Origin of the sequence: Paenibacillus sp. 2TAB23, assembly GCF_052115165.1 — a bacterium.
GTDB lineage: Bacteria > Bacillota > Bacilli > Paenibacillales > Paenibacillaceae > Pristimantibacillus.
On the sequence record NZ_JBFRGD010000012.1, the window covers coordinates 99,982 to 118,564 of the forward strand.

The 18,583-nt window shown below is 46.4% G+C and carries 20 protein-coding genes; 16 read left to right on the plus strand and 4 right to left on the minus strand.

The features are described from left to right. Positions 1 to 34: 34 nt before the first annotated feature. Positions 35 to 1,054 carry a glycosidase gene (locus AB4Z29_RS18135; protein ID WP_441944424.1) on the plus strand — a complete coding sequence of 340 codons (1,020 nt, stop codon included), beginning with the start codon at positions 35 to 37 and terminating at the stop codon, positions 1,052 to 1,054. A gap of 63 nt (positions 1,055 to 1,117) precedes the next feature. On the opposite strand, the gene AB4Z29_RS18140 is transcribed toward AB4Z29_RS18135, so the two are convergent. Continuing rightward, on the minus strand, positions 1,118 to 3,448 hold the full coding sequence (locus AB4Z29_RS18140) for a helix-turn-helix domain-containing protein (protein WP_441944425.1): 2,331 nt from the start codon (positions 3,446 to 3,448) through the stop codon (positions 1,118 to 1,120). Positions 3,449 to 3,596: 148 nt separating this feature from the next. Here AB4Z29_RS18140 and AB4Z29_RS18145 point away from each other — a divergent pair, with 148 nt between their 5' ends. The 5 genes from AB4Z29_RS18145 to AB4Z29_RS18165 are packed head-to-tail and all read left to right on the plus strand — an operon-like array spanning position 3,597 to position 8,274. After that, positions 3,597 to 4,697 (plus strand): amidohydrolase/deacetylase family metallohydrolase, encoded by a 1,101-nt coding sequence (locus AB4Z29_RS18145; protein WP_441944426.1) that lies wholly within the window; start codon positions 3,597 to 3,599, stop codon positions 4,695 to 4,697. Next, positions 4,675 to 5,787 carry a DgaE family pyridoxal phosphate-dependent ammonia lyase gene (locus tag AB4Z29_RS18150; RefSeq protein WP_441944427.1) on the plus strand — a complete coding sequence of 371 codons (1,113 nt, stop codon included), beginning with the start codon at positions 4,675 to 4,677 and terminating at the stop codon, positions 5,785 to 5,787. The genes AB4Z29_RS18145 and AB4Z29_RS18150 overlap by 23 nt, the downstream gene beginning before the upstream one ends. Next, positions 5,780 to 6,535, plus strand: coding sequence for a 2-dehydro-3-deoxy-phosphogluconate aldolase (gene dagF / locus AB4Z29_RS18155; RefSeq protein WP_441944428.1), 756 nt, complete (start codon positions 5,780 to 5,782; stop codon positions 6,533 to 6,535). The genes AB4Z29_RS18150 and dagF overlap by 8 nt, the downstream gene beginning before the upstream one ends. After that, positions 6,528 to 7,541 (plus strand): sugar kinase, encoded by a 1,014-nt coding sequence (locus AB4Z29_RS18160; RefSeq protein WP_441944429.1) that lies wholly within the window; start codon positions 6,528 to 6,530, stop codon positions 7,539 to 7,541. The genes dagF and AB4Z29_RS18160 overlap by 8 nt, the downstream gene beginning before the upstream one ends. 10 nt (positions 7,542 to 7,551) lie before the next feature. Next, positions 7,552 to 8,274 (plus strand): GntR family transcriptional regulator, encoded by a 723-nt coding sequence (locus AB4Z29_RS18165; protein WP_441944430.1) that lies wholly within the window; start codon positions 7,552 to 7,554, stop codon positions 8,272 to 8,274. A 159-nt stretch (positions 8,275 to 8,433) separates the two neighbouring features. On the opposite strand, the gene AB4Z29_RS18170 is transcribed toward AB4Z29_RS18165, so the two are convergent. Continuing rightward, entirely contained in the window at positions 8,434 to 8,556 is a 123-nt protein-coding gene (locus tag AB4Z29_RS18170; RefSeq protein ID WP_183570432.1) for a sporulation protein YjcZ, read from the minus strand. 292 nt (positions 8,557 to 8,848) lie between these two features. Between AB4Z29_RS18170 and AB4Z29_RS18175 the strand changes: the two genes are divergently transcribed. Continuing rightward, complete coding sequence (locus AB4Z29_RS18175) at positions 8,849 to 9,823, plus strand: SDR family NAD(P)-dependent oxidoreductase (RefSeq protein WP_441944517.1); 975 nt, start codon at positions 8,849 to 8,851, stop codon at positions 9,821 to 9,823. Between the two features lie 549 nt (positions 9,824 to 10,372). Further along, entirely contained in the window at positions 10,373 to 12,223 is a 1,851-nt protein-coding gene (locus AB4Z29_RS18180; protein WP_441944431.1) for a Rieske 2Fe-2S domain-containing protein, read from the plus strand. A 64-nt stretch (positions 12,224 to 12,287) separates the two neighbouring features. On the opposite strand, the gene AB4Z29_RS18185 is transcribed toward AB4Z29_RS18180, so the two are convergent. Both AB4Z29_RS18185 and AB4Z29_RS18190 read right to left on the minus strand, forming a co-directional pair. Then, on the minus strand, positions 12,288 to 13,397 hold the full coding sequence (locus AB4Z29_RS18185) for a hypothetical protein (RefSeq protein WP_441944432.1): 1,110 nt from the start codon (positions 13,395 to 13,397) through the stop codon (positions 12,288 to 12,290). Between the two features lie 69 nt (positions 13,398 to 13,466). Continuing rightward, positions 13,467 to 14,138: a class I SAM-dependent methyltransferase gene (locus AB4Z29_RS18190; RefSeq protein ID WP_441944433.1), complete on the minus strand. Its 672-nt coding sequence runs from the start codon at positions 14,136 to 14,138 to the stop codon at positions 13,467 to 13,469. 408 nt (positions 14,139 to 14,546) lie between these two features. Here AB4Z29_RS18190 and AB4Z29_RS18195 point away from each other — a divergent pair, with 408 nt between their 5' ends. From AB4Z29_RS18195 to AB4Z29_RS18230, 8 genes are all read left to right on the plus strand, one after another. Next, positions 14,547 to 14,825 carry an ArsR/SmtB family transcription factor gene (locus AB4Z29_RS18195; RefSeq protein ID WP_441944434.1) on the plus strand — a complete coding sequence of 93 codons (279 nt, stop codon included), beginning with the start codon at positions 14,547 to 14,549 and terminating at the stop codon, positions 14,823 to 14,825. 88 nt (positions 14,826 to 14,913) lie between these two features. Beyond that, positions 14,914 to 15,297, plus strand: a complete 384-nt coding sequence (locus AB4Z29_RS18200; RefSeq protein WP_441944435.1) for a VOC family protein — start codon at positions 14,914 to 14,916, stop codon at positions 15,295 to 15,297. A 194-nt stretch (positions 15,298 to 15,491) separates the two neighbouring features. After that, positions 15,492 to 15,620, plus strand: a complete 129-nt coding sequence (locus tag AB4Z29_RS18205) for a hypothetical protein (protein WP_441944436.1) — start codon at positions 15,492 to 15,494, stop codon at positions 15,618 to 15,620. A 70-nt stretch (positions 15,621 to 15,690) separates the two neighbouring features. Next, complete coding sequence (gene thpR / locus AB4Z29_RS18210; RefSeq protein ID WP_441944437.1) at positions 15,691 to 16,002, plus strand: RNA 2',3'-cyclic phosphodiesterase; 312 nt, start codon at positions 15,691 to 15,693, stop codon at positions 16,000 to 16,002. A 509-nt stretch (positions 16,003 to 16,511) separates the two neighbouring features. After that, on the plus strand, positions 16,512 to 17,150 hold the full coding sequence (locus AB4Z29_RS18215; protein ID WP_441944438.1) for a hypothetical protein: 639 nt from the start codon (positions 16,512 to 16,514) through the stop codon (positions 17,148 to 17,150). Between the two features lie 259 nt (positions 17,151 to 17,409). Continuing rightward, positions 17,410 to 17,913 (plus strand): GNAT family N-acetyltransferase, encoded by a 504-nt coding sequence (locus AB4Z29_RS18220; RefSeq protein WP_441944439.1) that lies wholly within the window; start codon positions 17,410 to 17,412, stop codon positions 17,911 to 17,913. Beyond that, entirely contained in the window at positions 17,889 to 18,290 is a 402-nt protein-coding gene (locus AB4Z29_RS18225; RefSeq protein ID WP_441944440.1) for an SDR family NAD(P)-dependent oxidoreductase, read from the plus strand. The genes AB4Z29_RS18220 and AB4Z29_RS18225 overlap by 25 nt, the downstream gene beginning before the upstream one ends. Positions 18,291 to 18,307: 17 nt before the next feature. Continuing rightward, positions 18,308 to 18,517 (plus strand): hypothetical protein, encoded by a 210-nt coding sequence (locus AB4Z29_RS18230; protein ID WP_441944441.1) that lies wholly within the window; start codon positions 18,308 to 18,310, stop codon positions 18,515 to 18,517. Positions 18,518 to 18,583 lie beyond the last annotated feature (66 nt).

Sequence of the window (18,583 nt, forward strand, 5' to 3'; positions counted from 1 at the left end):
GAGCGGGAGAGCGTCTGGCAGGAGGAGAACGATCATGCAAATTACGAGGCATCCGAACAACCCGATTGTTGTGCCGGGAGGATATGACTGGCGGAAAGTAACGGTTTTTAACCCGGCGGTTATCATTGATAACGATAAATTTTATATGATCGAAAGAACCGCGGAGTCGCTGACGCCATGCAAAAACTTTTTGGGCTTGCTGGAAAGCGAGGATGGCGTGAACTTCACCCATGTGAAGGACGAGCCGATCGTAACGCCGGATATGCTCGGTTTTCCTTATGGCAGCGTACAGGACCCGCGTCTGGTCAAGATTGACGGTACCTTCTATTTGAATTATGCGCTGCGTCCGTGTGCGATGAGCTATTATCCGACAGGCGCTGGCGTGCCTGCCAGATCCATTCCTGAATATCCGGATGGATGGGGGGAGCAGGAGGGGCATTGGCTGACTCGCTCTTCCATTCTGAAATCGCAGAATTTGCTGGATTGGGAGTTTGTTGCGGACACTACGCCGCTAGATATTAACGATCGAGACAACATTTTGTTCCCTGAGAAAATTAATGGCAAGTTCGTTCTGCTTCGCCGGCCGGAGGAATATGTAGGCGAGCAGTACGGAACAGAAAAAGCAGCGATGTGGATTACCTATTCCGAGGATCTAATCCATTGGGAGGAGCCGAAGCTGCTTATCAAAGGAGAAAATCCGGAGTGGGAATCCCGCAAAATCGGCGGCTCCACACCTCCGATCAAGACCGACAAGGGCTGGCTTGTGCTGTATCATGGCGTGGACGAGGAGATCGTGTACCGTGTTGGAGCAGTTTTACTTGATCTGGAAAACCCGGAGAAGGTAATCGCGCGTACCCGTCATTTCATTATGGAGCCGGAGGCTTATTATGAGAAGTTCGGCTTTCAAATTCCAAATGTCATCTTTCCGACAGGCAATGTCGTCAAAGATGGGCTGTTATATATTTATTATGGCGTGACCGATACAGCGATTGCACTTGCCACAGTGCCGCTGGATGAATTGGTAGAATATATTCTGAACGAGCCGAAGCAATAACGGGATAGTAGGGGCAAGTGATCCGGCTGCGGCCATTCACTTGCCCCTGGTCTGTTTGGGCTGCTAATAGGAAGGAGTATTGCTCTGGCAATGCTGCTTGCGGAATTGCCCCGGGGTTAGACCGCTGTCCTTCTTGAACTTGCGGATAAAATTTGGGGCATCCAGATAGCCTACCCGTTCAATAATAATTTGGAGCGGATCGTTGGTAGCGATAAGTAGCCTTTTTACTTCGTTCATGCGCAGCAGCCAAATATAATGAGTGAAATTCATACCCATTTTTTCTTTGAAGCTGCGGCTAAGATAAGAAGTGGATACGGAAAAACGCAGGGCAATATGCTCAAGGCTCAGCGTATAATCAGCAAAGTTCTGGTCGACGTAGGCAACCAAATCATCAATTAATGAGGGCTGGCTGGTTTCCATCTGATGATTGACTTGCCTGCAAACCTCGCCGGCCAGCACGGCCAGCTTGTTCTCGAATTCCTCCAGCGTGTCAAAGGAAGCGAGCGCAGGCACACGGCCAAACACGTCGCCCATGTCCAAATCAGCTGCGGTTCGTAAAATGGTGTTGAGTATGTCGAAGCATATAAGACGCAATATAGGGACAGAGAGCGACTCCTGCTTGATTTCCTGCACCATGCCTGCAAGCATGGACTGCGCCAGCGGCTCGTTTCCTTGCTTTAGGCTTTGCTCCAATCTAAGAATCGTTTTTTTGGACAGCCAGAACGTTGCCTGCGACACTGCCTGCTTATTCTGGAGATGATCAAAGAAGGTGATGCCCGGCTCTCCCGGCTGTCGATAATCAAGAGCGGTGGAGGCTTCAATAAAGGATTGGTTGATCTTTGACAAGCTGGGATATATTGTGCCCACGCCTATATGCGGCAGCGCATCCGTCTGTTCCAGCAGCATCGCCCGAATGTTATCGAAAAGGCTGTTAATCGCAGCTTCTTGCCGTTCGGGTCCTTGGTCTGGCAACAATACCATAAGCGCAAAACGGTCACGGACAGAAAATTCGACGCCATATACTTGAATGCCAAGCTCTGGAAATGACAATTGGCTGAGCAGCTCCAGCTGCAGCATATGATCCGGCTGCCGAGGCTCGTCCTCCGGCGGAGAATCCCAGGAGAGCACAGCCGTGAAATAAGCTACTCCGGCATCCGGCGGCTCAAGCCCCGTCTCCATAATCATTCGTTCGATCTCGGGATCGTTTGGCTTGCCGTGCTTCAGCAGCAGCATAAGGCATTGGTTGCGGACGAACGGCGTCTGCCAGTGAATACGCGCCTTATAGTCGCGAAAGGTCTGGGTAATCCATTCCCATTCGTTGCGTACCTTGAGCGCTTCATCCCGGCTGTCTGTTTGCAGCCGGGCAAAGTCTATCAGATTTTTAATCGGATGATACTGGCGTCTCGCCAAAATAATGGCGACCACAATGCCGGTCAGAGCCGCGATAGCAAATACAAGCATGATCAGCGTTTTGATGTGGACCACGCTTTCAAAAAACTGGTAGGTTGGCATAGTGGTCGCGTAGCTCCAGCCGTTCTCGGTGGATTTGACCGCTACGACGGACTGCGTCTCCCCGTCCAGACGGATGCTGTGTATGCCTGTCTCAAGCTCTGCAATGTCAGTCAGTGCTTCTCTTGAGAGCGCTGTTCCGTTCGTATTGGAGGTCAGTACCTCGCCGGTGGGCGACAGAATGTAGCTGTTGCCCTTGTACTGGTTGAGTATGGTGTCCATAAGACCGGTAAGCTTGGCTTCCTTGAGCAGAAACATGACCGACCCGTACGGGTAGGGATCATTGGGTTTAATCGGGATGAGCAATGTAAGCAGAGCTTCCTCTCTCGAATAAATGGAGACAGGCTCAGCGGGACGAATAAGTGGAGCAGTGGTTTCGTTAAGCGCTTTCAATAAACCTGCGCTGCTCCAGTTATGATAGATATATACTTTGTTGAAGAGGGTCTTAGGATTGGTCATACCTTCATAGGAATAAATTTCATTCCTGTCATGGTAATAGAGAAAGAGCTGCTCTACTATGCTGCTGTTGGCGGTGTAGCTCGCGAGCGTATTAATGCCTTCCCGACTGCGGTAGGGATCGCTCATCATATAGGGAGTCAAATGTTCGTCATAGGATATACGGCTGGCGATTTCGTAGAGATCAGACATATGGCCATCAATCGTCAGCTTGACTTGCGTTAATTGATTAAGATTGGCCCGTTCAATTTCTGAGCGCAAATTGTAGGCTGCATTTTCATAAATAAAGATCGTTACGACTGTAAGCGGAACCAGAAACATGAAAATATATGAAGCCGCATATTTGAACAGCAGGCGAGATTTGTATTGGCTCCAATATTTGCTGATGTATTGAGTCAGTGTGTTTGCTTTTATTTTGAATTGATGCACAAGAACGCTCCTTTTCTTTATTCATATAAACATTATAACGTTATATTTATTTTGATGCTAGATTGTGTTAAGCTGTTTTTGAAAAAATATGTGGATCAGCTTTTCGAATGGGCATGGTGTTAATGAGCCAGAGAGGGGCAGGAATGAAGTGAAGGATTTTATTTTGCACAATGTCAGGCTATTGTCAGGCGAGAAGACGGCGATTGTAGTCAGCGGCGGGCGGATTATCGATATAGCGCCACAGCTCCAGGCAGATGCGGCAGGCTGCAGAATGGATGGCAGGGAGGCCTACGTTTCCAGCGGTTGGATTGATTTGCACGTTCACGCAGATGCTGCTCTGGAGCCGTACGGAGATGAAATTGACGCGATTGGCATCGCTCAGGGCGTTGCCACGATTGTGGATGCGGGCAGCTGTGGAGCTGATCGCATCGGCGGTATGCATGCAGCAAGCCAGAAAGCGTTGACCAATGTGCTTGCCCTGCTGAATGTATCGCATATCGGCTTGACACGGACGGATGAGCTCTCGCAGCTGGCTTGGTTAAACGAGCAGCTGCTGCGCGAAGCGGTAGAACGGTATGGCAAGTTTATTGTGGGCTTGAAAGCGAGAGTCAGCAGCAGCGTAGTCAAAGGGCAGGGAATTGAACCGCTGCGCCTTGCTCGCGGTTTTGCTGATCGGCTGGACTTGCCTCTCATGCTGCACATCGGCTCGGGGCCGCCTTCAATCACGGAGATTCTGCCTTATTTGCGCGGCAATGATGTAATTACACATGCTTTCAACGGCAAGGCTAACGGCTTGTTTGATGAACAGGGGAGAGCGATACCCGAGCTTGTTGCCGCAATGGAGCGCGGTGTGCTGCTGGATATCGGCCATGGCACGGCAAGCTTCTCGTTCAAGGTGGCAGAGCGTGCGCGTGCGGCAGGAATTGCACCAGACACAATCAGTACGGATATCTATCGCGGCAATCGGTTGCACGGGCCCGTGTACAGCATGGCGCATACGCTTGATAAATTTCTTCTTCTTGGTTATTCGCTTGAAGAAACGATTGCACGGGTGACAAGCGGGCCCGCAAGCTGGCTGAAGCGTCCGGAGCTAGGGCGGATACAGAAGGGTGACATCGCGAATTTAACGATTTTTTCAGTGCAAGAGGAAGAGGTATCCCTGACAGATTCAGAGGGAGAAACTCGTCTGGGGAAGCAGCATATTAGACCGGAAGGGGTAGTTGTAAATGGCAATTACATTGCAATCTAAATATGGCCTTAAACGGGTTGTGAATGCCAGTGGGCGCATGAGCATTCTTGGCGTATCCGCTCCGACGGATAACGTAATGGAAGCGATGAAGCAAGGCGGTCAGAGCTATGTTGAAATCGCTGAATTGGTAAAGCGTTCCGGAGAGCATGTCGCTTCAGTTATGGGTGCGGAGGGAGCGGTCGTTGTTAATTCGGCGTCTAGCGGCATCGCGCTGTCTGTTGCGGCTGTAGTGACAAGAGGATCGGAGCGTGCCGCCCTTCGGCTTCATCAGGACCCTATCTTGAAAAACGAAATCATTATGTTCAAGGGCCACAATGTCCAATACGGGGTGCCGGTCGAAACGATGATTTATTTAGGTGGCGGGAAGCTCGTCGAGGTTGGCTACGCAAATGAAGGACGTGCGGACCATCTCGAGCAGGCGATTGGCGAGCGCACGGCGGCTATCCTGTTTGTCAAATCCCATCATTGCGTGCAAAAAAATATGATAGGCCTAGAGGAAGCGCAGCAAGTAGCCAAGCGACATGGGGTACCTCTCATTGTGGACGCAGCGGCTGAGGAGGATCTCTATAGCTATGTCAAGCTTGCGGATTTAGTCATTTACAGCGGCTCCAAGGCTATAGAAGGCCCGACCTCGGGGATTGTGGCAGGTCGCAGGCCGTATGTGGATTGGGTGCGCATGCAGCTTCACGGAATCGGCCGCAGCATGAAGGTGGGCAAGGAGGTTGTTTTTGGGCTGCTGGCCGCTCTTGACGAATATCTGGTCAAGGAAGATAAAAGCGGGCAGGAGAAGCAGGCGCTAGAGCAGCTGAAGGTGCTGTCGGATTTGCCGGGAGTGTCTGTGGCTATCGTACAGGATGAGGCAGGCCGTTCCATCTTCAGAGGCAGGATTAGGCTGGATGCATCTGCCGCGCGCATTAGCGCGGGTGAAGTGAACGATCAGCTTCGTGATGGGGATATTGCGGTGTATACGCGGGATTACGGCGTGCGCCAAGGCTACTTTGATCTGGATCCGCGTTCCCTTCAGGGAGATGATCTTGAAGTTATCATTGAGCGTATACAACAAATTGTAGGAGGGGCAACACATGTCTAAGCTGGAGAAACGCCTATACAAAAATAGGGCGGCACTTAATGTGCTGACAGGATCATTGGAAAATACGAAGCAGGTTTTCACTGCGGCAGAAGGGTATGTCGTAGTGGGCATTTTGTCCAAAAGCTATAGTACGGTCGAAGCGGCTGTGGAGGCTATGCGTGAGCATGGGTCGCATGTTGAGGACGCGGTATCGATTGGACTGGGCGCAGGCGACAATCGCCAGGCGGCGGTTGTGGCGGAGATCGTGCGGGAATACGAGGGCGCGCATATCAATCAGATTTTCCCTGCTGTAGGGGCTACCAGAGCTAACCTCAAGGAACGCGCGGGCTGGATCAATGCGCTCGTATCTCCATGCGGCAAGGCAGGCTATGTAAATATTTCAACCGGTGTCCACAGTGCGCAGCTTGAGCAGAAGGCGATTGTCCCTGTAGAAGCGGCCATTGCGCTGGTCCGAGATATGGGCGGAAATGCCTTGAAGTATTATCCGATGCAGGGGCTGCGCTACGAGGAGGAGTACCGTGCCGTGGCCGCGGCCTGCGCCGTGGCGGGATTTGCGCTGGAGCCTACAGGCGGCATCGATATGGACAACTTTTCCGATATTTTGGAAATCGCGCTGAAGGCCGGCGTGCCTCAAGTCATTCCGCATGTATACACTTCAATTATTGACTCGGCTACTGGTGAAACAAGACCGGAGCAGGTGAGACAGCTGCTAGCGTCTCTCAAGCATTTGGTGGACAAATATGAGTAAAATTGCTGCGTTCGGCGAGGTGATGATGAGGCTTGAAACGCCTGGCTACAGTACGCTTGCGCAGGAGAATCAGCTTAACTATTCCTTCTCGGGCACCGGTGTCAATGTACTGTCAGCGATGTCCCGGTATGGTCATGAGGTTTATCTCATATCTGCGCTGCCGAACAATGCGCTGGGCGAGGCGGCCGCAGCGAACTTGCGCAAGCTGGGCTTGTCCATCCGCCATATTATGCGCTCGGGACAATATCTGGGCATGTACTTTTTGGAGAAGGGGTTTGGCGCAAGGGCAAGCAAGGTTACGTATAACGACCGCTTAGGCAGCAGCTTCAATACGGCAACGTTTGGCGATCAGCAGCTGGCTGCAGCGGTCGCAGAGGTGGAGGTGCTCCACTTTTGCGGTATTACGCTGGCGATGAACGATCAGGTTCGCAGCAGCATGCTCCGCCTTGCTCGGGAAGCCAAGCAACAGGGACGGAAGATTGTATTTGATTGCAATTATCGGCCGACGCTGTGGGGAAAGGATGGTTATGAGCGGGCAAAATGTCATTATGAGCAGATGCTACAGCTTGCGGATATCGTTATGATGAACGAAAAGGATGCCATGTTAGTGCTGGGAATGCCGACAGCTGCACTTGAGCGGGAGCAGCAGTTGAAGGAGTTGCTTCCGGCAGTGGCGAAACAATATGATATCCAGACGATCGCAGGCACTCATCGCCGCATAAATGGAGACAACACTCATTCGCTAAAGGGATTTATATACAGCAATGATCGTCTCGTTCTGGGCAGAGAGCATAGCTTCTCTGTGTATGATCGCGTAGGCGCGGGCGATGCGTATGCCAGTGGTATTATAGACGGCCTGCTGCGCGGGCTTCCTTTGGAGCAAGTGGTTGAATTTGCAGCGGCAGCTGCAAGGCTCGCCCACACAATTCCGGGAGATACGCCGTTATCCACGCGCGAGGAAGTTGAGAAGGCTATCCATAACGAGACAGGTGATGTGGAAAGGTAGGGGACATTCGGTGTCCATTTCGCGAAAAAAGGGTCCGCTCTATTTGCAAATCAAAAATATTATAAAGGATCGGATTATGCACGGAGTATACCCGCTTGGGAGCTTCGTCCCTGCGGAGCCGCTCTTGGAGCAGGAGTTTCAAGTAAGCAAGATGACCGTGCGCAATGCCATTCGTGAGCTTTCCACAGAAGGCTACGTCGAGAGAAAGAGCGGGGTAGGCACAATCGTGCTGCGCAATACGTCCTCCACCAAACTATCCAAGGGTAAGCGTTTCACAGAGCTGCTGGTAGAGCAGGGACATCGCATGGAGAAACGGCTGCTCAGAGCAGAGATGGTGAATACGAAGACAAATGCTGAGCTGCTGGAGCTGTTCGGAGAGAGCTGCCAACGCATTGAGCGGCTGTATTTGCTGGATGAGCAGCCTTATATTCATTTTCAGCATTATATTACGCCGGGCGTCGCACTGGTACAGGCCGAAAACGATAAAGGTGCATTATTCTCTTCCTTGTATGAATGGCTGGAGGAGAAAGACATCACGCTGGAGGGCTTCCGTGATCGATTTCTTGTAGAGGCGGCAGCAGCGGAGAGCGCCGCCGTTCTAGGGGTGGAGCCGGGAGCACCAGTGCTCAAACGGCTGCGGCACTCCTATGATAGCGAAGGCAATCTCATTGAATACAGCATCGGAATTTACAACACGCAGCTGCATCCCTACTTGGTTAGCTACGACGCATGAACGGAACTCGGAATATGCTGAGTGTGTATACACGAAGCGATTGTACTCCCCCGGTAATTAAAGTAAATAAGGCCCAAATAATGGGCCTTACCGAGTAACGCTATAAACCAAGCAGTCCGAACGCATGGAGGTTACGTCTAGACTGTATATTAGCAGAAGTTAGTAACCGCCGCCGTATCCGCCACCAAATATTCCACAGCTACAAGAGATAATTACCAACAAAATAAAAAGTACCAATATAAAACCAATACTGTTATTAGCGCCACCTACAAAACCACCCATTAAATCTTCACCTCCCAAAGTCTTGAGTACACTGTAGATTATGTGAAGATGGTCCTTTGTGTTTGGACGTTTGTGGTGTAATGATGTTAGCCTATATAAGATGAACTAAACATGAGTATGCCGTTAACGCTGCGTGAACAAAGTCATTTTTCCGATCGCGGTTGCAGCCAAATGGTTTTGATGCACTTCAAATAAGAAATCTCTAATTAGTGATTGACCAATCACTAACAGGGTGGTAAGATAAACAAATGTTAGTGATTGATCAATTACAAAGGAAATGGGGCTAATGAAAATGGAAAAAGCGATTGTTATTGGAGCAACGGGCGGGACGGGAGCAGCTATTACGGAAGAATTGGTCAAACGGGGAATACATACCATTGCTTTTGGACGTTCGCGTCAGAAATTGGAGCAGCTTGCTGGAAAGCTTGGTAATCCTAAGCACTTGAAGCTTGCCGTAGGGGACGCTATGCGCCCTGATGATATTGTAGCCCAGGCAGACGACGCAGACGTATTGTTCCATTGTGCGAATGTACCCTATCACGAGATGGTGAACAAACTCATTCCGCTAGGCGAATCGGTGATGGAGGCGGCAGAGAGGCTTGCGATTAAAGTTGTAGCGATTGACGGCATTTATCCTTATGGAAGAAAGCAGATGGATCTTGTCACGGAAGAACATCCCAAACAACCTCATACGATAAAAGGAAAAGTACGTCTGGACTATGAACGGATGATGTTCAGTAAGCGTTGGACTAAGGCCGAAGTCATGATTGTTCGCTTACCCGATTATTATGGACCTACGGCTAATGAAGCTTCGTATTTAGGCTCAACCTTGGAAGCGATAGCTGCTGGAAAAATGGCTTTTTTTGTCGGCAACATGCATGTTCCACGCGAATTCGTCTATTTACCTGATGCGGCTTCGATGGTTGCTGAGCTGGCAGGCAAAAACTTCGCTTATGGGCAGAACTGGAATATACCGGGTGCTGGGCTTATTTCGGGGCGAGAAATTGTACGGATTGCACAAAAGGCCATCGGTCAAGCCAAACTAGTCATACCCATGAAAAAAATAGGTTTATCGTTGATAGGTATGAGTGTGCCCGTGATGAAAGAAGTCGTCGAGATGCTTTATTTAACCGAAGATCCGCTGACGCTGAGTGGAGAGAAATACAAACGATTAATTGGACCGATTACCGCGACGCCTTTCCAAGAGGGTATTACCGCGACGGTGTTGGCATTGCAGGAAGGTAAGGCATCTCTTGCACTGAAGTGATTGATTAATCAATTATCGAATGGTGAAAAAGGATGCATAGATCTACATCGATATTTTCCGCTTTCATGCTGCTTTCTTACCAATTCGAAAGCTAGACGTTGAAGCTTCCATTGTACCCCTGCAATAGATTCATATCGCGACCCATACACGAATAACTAAAAAATGAGCGCCTTCTTTCAAAAATGAAATGGAAATAGCCGATCCCCTCCATAATTTTTAAGGTTCAGATCATTGACCTATTATTTCATTTTGGGCTCAAAAAAAATTCAACGCAGGACGCAAAAAAGCATGGTCAAGTATGGAAAATAATATGCCAATCCTGTATTGTTGTAAGATATAATCAACAGTAATAAGGGTGAAAAGTTTTTTGTATATATCGCAACTGTCGCTGGACGAATACGACAGTCGAGCGTCATCGCAGTTCGCAAGTATTATAACGTTTACAAGGTTGGAATCGAAGGCAATCGCATTAGTCTTTCAAGCAAAATAATCAATCGCAGATATTGGGACTGAATGAATTTAATTTTTATGGAGGTAAGAATCAAACTTATGAAAAAAGTGTTAATCGGAGAGGTTGCGCAATTTAATACTTGGCCTACTACACTCGAAATCGATGGGCAACCGTTCTTTTTAGTCCGGGAAAACGATTCGATTCAACTTCTCTCGTCCACTTGCCCGCATATGGGAGGTACTATTTGTCATACGGATGGCGTTTTCGAATGCCCAGTACATATGTGGAAGTTTGATGAGAAGTCAGGGAAATGTTTAACCAATAAGAATCAGAGTATGAAACCCATAGATACGATCATTGAAGATGGGATGATCTTTGCTCTTTTAGAAAGTGAAGAAGAGGAGACATCCGTCAAAAAGTCGACAAATCAAATTCCGGTGGATTTGTCCATTAAGCTCCATTCTCATGCATGCTTGGAATTCGAGACTGATAATTTTCGATTATTGACTGATCCATGGCTTGACGGGCCCTGCTTTTTAGGTGCGTGGACTCACTATCCTACCCCGTTAACAAATGGCTCGGATTTGCGGCCAGATGCAATTTGGATTTCGCACGAACATTCCGATCACTTCCATGAACCGACGCTCGCCCATTTCAATAAAGAGATCCCAGTTTATGTGCCCGATTTTCCCAATCAGCGGTTGAAGCACAGATTAAGGGCTCTTGGTTTCAGTAGAGTCCATGCAATGCCGTTCGGAGAGAAAATTCAAATCGCGGATCAAATTTTTATTACTTGTTACGAACCAATAAGCCTCTGGAATGATGCGATTGTACTCATCGAAATAAAAGGCTTCCGTTTCTTGAATTTAAACGATGCAGGGTTAAACCCTCACATTGCTAGACAGGTTGGTCCCGTAGACGCCATCGCCTCAGCATTCTCGCCTGGCGCATCGGGATTCCCTTTAACATGGGGACATTTAAGTGAAGACGAAAAATCAACGATTATGAGAAAAAGTTGCAGCGGTCTTCTAACGATGTTGGAAAATGCGGCATCTCTGTACCAAACCAAAAATATAATTCCCTTTGCAAGCCATTTTGAGCTGTGGAACCCGGAACACGAGCCGTTTGTACATAAATCTCTCAAAAACAGCCTGGATGATGTGCTCAAATACTTCGAAAATAAGCCGATACGTGTGGTTGATTTGTTAGCTGGGGAAAAATGGATACCGGAATCGGATGAGATTGAACGTATAGGTTATAATCGCAGAGAATTATATGATCCAATTAACAAACACCTTTGGCTAAAGAATCAGTTTGACCAAGAAATCTTTATGAAATCATATCCGACCGCTATCGATATCTCTCGACAGGAAGTTATTTCTTACTTATTGAAGTTAAATGAGGTACCCGAGATTATTTTCTCAGAGGATGTTGAGGTTTTACTGACATCGACGGGGAAGATGCCCGGCTTAGCATTTGATGTTTCTTTCCGCATCGCGAATGGTGAACTAACGATTGAAGAAGTGGGATTAAAGAGAACGGGAATAACGATTAGTATGCCGAATGAAATTCTAGGCTCGATCGTGCAGAAGGATATATCATGGGATGAAGCATTTATAGGATACTGGTGTAGCTTTTATCGAGATTCGGATATCTATCATGCTGACTTTTGGAGATTGCTTCAAGCGCCATATTATCGAAAGAATCCAAGAATTAACCGATTATCCCAATTGAATGCCAAGAACGATATAAATAAAATGACTATAGCAGATTTGTTCGACCGGTATGGAGATGACGTTGAACGAATATTAGGACGATATGGATTATATTGCATGGGGTGTTATCGTTCTAATCAGGAAACATTGGAACTCGCCCTTTTATCTCATGGAATTCTGCAAGAGAAAAAAGAACGTTTGTATCAGGAGCTCGACGTTTTGTTCGTTGAATGAGATTCGAGTAATGATTAAAATAACAAAAAGACAACTGCCCATCATGGGGCGGTTGTCTTTTTGATTATTGTAAGGCGGAATGCAGGAAGCTGCATACCACAGAATGCGGGAACTCAGGCCTGTGATGCAAAACGGCAGACACATTATCCATGTTGCTATTCGGCTTTATTGCAACCTGCCCATCAAGCTTGTTGGGAATGATGAGCGCAGTCTCTCCTAACATGGACACTAGCTTCTGTTCGATTAAATCCTGATTAATTACGGATGGTTGCTCGTCCGTCCAATACAAATAATCAAAACATATCGAACTATTTCTAATATCTTGTTGATGAGGTTGCACTTCCTTGTTGCAGATCAATTCAATGTAATGATCTATGTATTCGAAACCATAAGAGAAAAGTGAGAAGTGGGATTCGAAGTAATCACCGGGAATGCCGAAGTCCATTTCGATGATTTCAAATCTTTCATCCTGATCAATGATATCGAGTTTCAATACAGTTCTCTTCAAAGCAAAGCGAGAGACTAGAGCTTCGACGATACGTCTTCCCCAGGCTTCCTTCGAATGATCCGGAACCAGTCTTCCCGTACAAAAAGTGCCAGAGTGATTTTCTTTTTGCATCACGCTCATGAACACAATACCATTATCTTCTATCATGGCTATGATTCGATATTCCGGTCCCTGGACAAAAGATTGAACGACGGCAGATGGGTCGAGTTCATTCGAATCTAAGAGTTGAATTAATGCCTCTCCGTTAAACATTTGAATATCACGGCTGGATCCGCCCATGGCGGGCTTGACGATATAATCTGAATCTACTTGAATAATGCCTTGCCAGCAATTAAGCAATTCACTTGCGCGCCATTCCATGAGATGGCTAAGACCAGCAGCTTTTAATTCTTGGCGCAACGTTGTTTTATTGTCATTCATCAAGAGCGTCTTCTCAGGTAATGCACCCGCAAGGTTGAAAAAATAGGCGAGTCTTTGTTGCGTAACGAGCGCTTTACCGTAAGAGAAACACCCAATTCCCATGTATTCCAAATCCAGCTGGAGCAACCATTTTTGCGCTTCGGAATAATCCCATGTACTTATAGCCTTGAAATGCTGGCAGTAAACTTTTCCAGGGGCTTCCGGGTTTAGGTCGAAAGCTACAATCGGAATATTTAATTCAGCCATACGCCTAATAAACGGCAACTGGTGATGGCCCGCACCTACGCTGATTACGAAACGATCTGATATCATATCTTATTTCGTCGCGGAGATAAGCCAATGTGCGGTTTTGTTGCCCAATTTACTGATCGGTTCAATTATCCGATGGCCAAGCTCGATAGATTGAAAGTCATTTAGTTTTGCGCGAACGCCTGCCTCATCCCAAAAATACATGAGTGTTTTTTTGGGGTCTGTAGAACCAGCATCGAAATACTCAACGGAATACCGATTCGGCTCTGTCTCGATTCCTTCCTTCGCTCGCGTATCTTGTTCGGAGCGAAGCGTGCATAGAAGTTGACCTCCGGGTTTCAAAATACGATGAGCTTCTTTTAAAGTCGTTTGTTGAGCATCTAAATCTAGATAATGTATAAGTCCCCACACGACAACAACGTCGAACGTTTGATCTGGGAAACTCAGATCTTGGGCTAACTTACACTCAAAAGATACATTTGTTATTTGTTTTTTTGCAGCTGTTGCTTTTGCGTATTCAATCGAGGACGTGGAACTGTCGACCCCCACTGCTTCGATACCATGATCGGCCATAAGAAAAGTATGCCGCCCCGCTCCGCAAGCAATGTCGATACCCTTTTGAAATTTACCTTTGTTACGGTTAAAAAAGGATACGACTTCTTCATCAGGATACTGTAATAAACTTCTGCCTTGCGAATAAATTGAATTCCAAGTTTCTACGTTCAAATTTGACAACATGAACACCGCCTTCGATGGAGTTTGTTCGCAGGATGTTTTAACCTCTTCCAACAAATGTGAGCAGCGCATTGAAGTGACCCGCAATCGTATTGTTGCCTTAAACCATATTTACCTATAGCGGTGGTTAGTGTCATCAATCTTGCTCCCTCACAGAGGAAGGGTTTCCTCTCTAGTACTTCTCTATGGAGATATTAAAGTCCTTTAAAGATTGGAGGTTTAGGGGGAAATTTAGTGTAAAATTACGGAAAAACATATACGGGTGAGCTGCTAAACTATTTATCAGATAAAACCCGTACGACTATTTAATTCAAATATCGGTCGAAGTTTCTGGAATTGCTGGATTTAAATAAGCAACCTAGCGGTTGCTTACTGTTGACAAGCAACTACTAGGTTGCTTATAATCGGCATATGAAATGGGACAAAGACACTATATTCAAGGCTCTTGGCGATTCGACTCGTCGGCTTATATTAGACGAACTATCCGAGCGCAACGAGCAGACGTTGTATGAACTTACGGTACGTCTCATTACGAAGCACAACCTTGTCATTTCGCGACAGGCGATCGCTAAGCATTTGTCTGTTTTGGAAGGTGCGGGGCTCGTCAACTCGAAAAAAAAAGGGAAATTTCGAATGATTATTTTCAATAACGAGCCACTAAAAAATTTGCTGAAGGGATGGATAGAGTAATTCTAATTAAAAAACGCTGAAGAATTGTTTGCTTTTCTGATCAGAGTGAAGCATAAACATTGCAAATAATAAAGGAGGCAAAAACAGGATGAAAATCATTGTTGCCAGTCTATTCGTTCAAGATCAAGACAAGGCCTTGAAGTTTTATACAGAAACGCTGGGCTTTGAGATCAAGCATGACGTTCCCATGGGTAAATATAGGTGGATAGCGCTTGTTTCTCCCGATCAGCAAGATGGTACCGAGCTTATACTCGAACCAAATGAACATCCTGCCGCCAAAGAGTATCAAAAGAAGATATTTGCCGAAGGCATCCCAGCGACAATGTTTGGCGTTGCTGATATTTATAAAGAGTACAATCGATTACTGGGACACGGCGTGAAATTTACTATGGAGCCGACAAAAATGGGCGAATTTACAATAGCTGTCTTTGACGACACATGCGGGAACCTTCTTCAGATTATCCAGAAGTAGCTGTATGAACGATTTCCTATGAATGGGACCGTAGTAGTTGAAATAGCTTTTACAAGGATATTCAAACATTTTTTTCCATCTGGGACGAAATAAGGACGATTTCCATTCAAGAAACAAATGGGAAATCGTCTTTTTTTTGCGATGCTTTATATTAAGCAGCTGTTAGGGCTTATCGGCGATGAACCGAAGACAGGATGAATAATGTCGACGTGCCTGATCCGGGCAGAATGGAGCGCGCCATCCGCGCCGCGGCAGAGCGAGAGCGCTTCGGACACATAAGATTGTATTCGCCAAGGCCGGGATTAACGGCACGCTCGCTCTGATAATTCTATTTCCATCAATTTTAGGCAAGACTATAGTTGAATGTTATATAACACGGGGAGGTTATCATAAATGAGCTCTGAAACATTACGGTTGTTTATTGCAATTCCTATTGATGAACAATTGCGAGAGCAATTGACCGAACAATCTAGACTACTCAAGTCAAACCTTCATTTTCAGAAATGGACGCACCCGGAGGATTATCACATAACTTTAAAATTTTTAGGTGATACCTCGGTACATAAAATACAACAGATTAAAAAGTTATTATACGACGTTGCACTCGCTACTGAACCATTTGAATTAAGAGGGAAAGGGTGGGGAACTTTTGGCTCTCAAACTTCACCCAATGTACTTTGGGCAAGTGTATCTACCGAAGAATAGAAGACAGCTTGGAGGGACTCTATCCGAGGGAAAATCGTTCATTTAGTCCTCATTTAACTATAGCTCGCCGTTATAAAGGGAAAGCAAAGTTAACATCATCCATAGAAAACTATCTTCCTGATGATAAAGGTTCAAAAAACAGTTGGTTTGTTAAAGGAATACAGCTTTATGAAAGCAATCTTCAAGCTATACCAATGTAAACCTATCGCGACTTTTAAGTTTGTTTAATTCATATATTGAAGCATGTCCTATTACAATTCGTCTTAAAGGGCGCTAAAGCAGGCGTTACGTCTACGGTACTTTCCGAACAGTCTTATTCTGGAAAGAGGACGCATGAGTAAGTGGCAATAACCATTTTTCGACATAAGGTATGCTACTAAATAGTCAGGGTGTTTGCTCAGGTGATTATAAAAAAATATGACTACAAGCAGGAGCCTGTTTGGCGTGAGCTTCGGACTGGTGTTCGACTATAATATAATGTACGAGTAAACAAGGAGTGTGACCGTAAAGTGGAAGATAGAGGAACGGTTGTCTCGATGTTATCGTCGCAGACTGGAGATTCGACGCAGCAATCGAATGAAAAGGTAGCGTTAACGTGCAAAGAAAACCCAACTTTATTAAAACAAATTGCAGAAGGCCTATTACACTCGGACGTGAAAATTGCCGGAGATTGTGCAGAGGTTTTTTCAAAGGTAGCAGAAACTCATCCCCGCCTAGTTGCGCTATACGCCGAACAGCTCCTCTCTTCGATTCATCATAAACATACGCGGGTACGATGGGAGTCCATGCATGCTGTTGCATTCATAAGTCCTCTTATACCTCGTCGGATAATCTCTGCAATTGGAGATTTACAAGAACGGATGCTTTCAGATCAAAGTACAATTGTAAAGGACTATTCGATACTTTGTTTGGGGAATGTGGCATCCTGCGGTGAAGAGGAAGCCAGAATGATTCTGCCGGTATTAAAGCAGGGACTCTTTCAATTAGGCGATAAGTTTTTATCAAAATTGTTAACCGCTATGATTGGGATAGCGAAGGTCTCCCCTAGTTTGGCGGCCGAAGTTTTAATGTATGGTTATGAATATGAGTCTCACCCCAAAAGCTCCGTTCAAAAGGCGGCGAAGAAGTTGATGAAAGCAGCCCAATAAATCGCACATAATGACCCGAAATACATATTTGATTGACACTGTGAATGGTTATCTATTGTCGGTCTCGGTCTCGAGGATATGCTGTTATCACTGGATGCACCTCTGGTACCCGCGAGGAGAAAGCGAACGCGATCAGCGCATATCATTCCTGATGTTATGTTGATGATCATAGCTGCTAAGAGGAGAATGGCATGTTTCTCCGGTTGGCTTGAGTATCATTTATGTTAGAATGGGCACGAAAGAGACGGGAGGATTGGGAATGAATATTCGAGTGTTGGATGAGCCCGATGCGGTGCTGTATCAAGCATTAAGATTGAGTGCCCTGAAATGTAACCCGGAGGCCTTTGGTTCAACGTACGAGCGGGAAGTGGACTTTTCACTGGAAATAGTAACAGAACGATTGAAACCCGCTGGAGATAAGTTTGTGCTTGGGGCTTTTGACGATAATGGTTCGCTCGTAGGATTGGTTTCCTTTGTACGGGAGAGCGGTCTGAAAACGGCTCATAAAGGTAATGTTTATGGGATGTATGTGGCACCGGAACAGAGAGGGCAAGGCTTGGGGAAATTACTCATGAAAGATCTTATTAGCCGAGCAAGCAATTGCGAAGGTTTGGAACATATCAATTTAAACGTTATATCCGGCAATGGTTGTGCGAAAAAGCTTTATCAGTCCTTGGGATTCAAGGAATATGGTTTGGAAAGTAATTCCTTAAAGTACAAGGGTGAGTACTTTGACGAGTGCCTGATGGTACTAACCGTTTAATCTTCGATGATCAAAAGGATATCACTCTGGGTAAGCTAACGGCGATCCATTTTGCAAAGCTGGGTTGGAATGTTGCAGCAACGATGCGCACGCTTGAGAAGAAAACGGAATTGATCAAGTACCCCAGCATTCGAATATTTAAGCTGGATGTTACGGTTTTGGAGCAGGTTGAATCAGCTATTGAACAAGCTATTACCGCCTTTGGCACAATCGATGTGGTTGTAAATAATGCCGGAATGGGCTCATACGGAGCATTGGAATTAGCGGCAGAGGATACGATTGACTGGCAGTTTGCCGTTAATACGCGGGGACCGATCAATGTTATCCGTAAATTCCTTTTAAGAATAGCATCATTTGGAATAAGGATGAAACGATAACGGCTTACGATAATTTAATGGACAAAATTGAGAACTTGATGGAAAACCGGGACGGTACTCAACTGGATGATCCGCAGACGATTGTAGATGCCATTGCAGCACAAGCAACGGGAGAGAGCAAGCAATTCCGAACCGTTATTGGCCAGGCAGGGAATGAGCTGCTAGCTTATCGGAATTCCGTACCTATCGAGCAGTATTTGGAAACCTTAGCTCGGAATTATAATTGAGCGAATGAAGCGAAGACTGAAATGAGCCAAGCCATTCGTAAGATGGCTCGGCTCATTTGTTGCTTA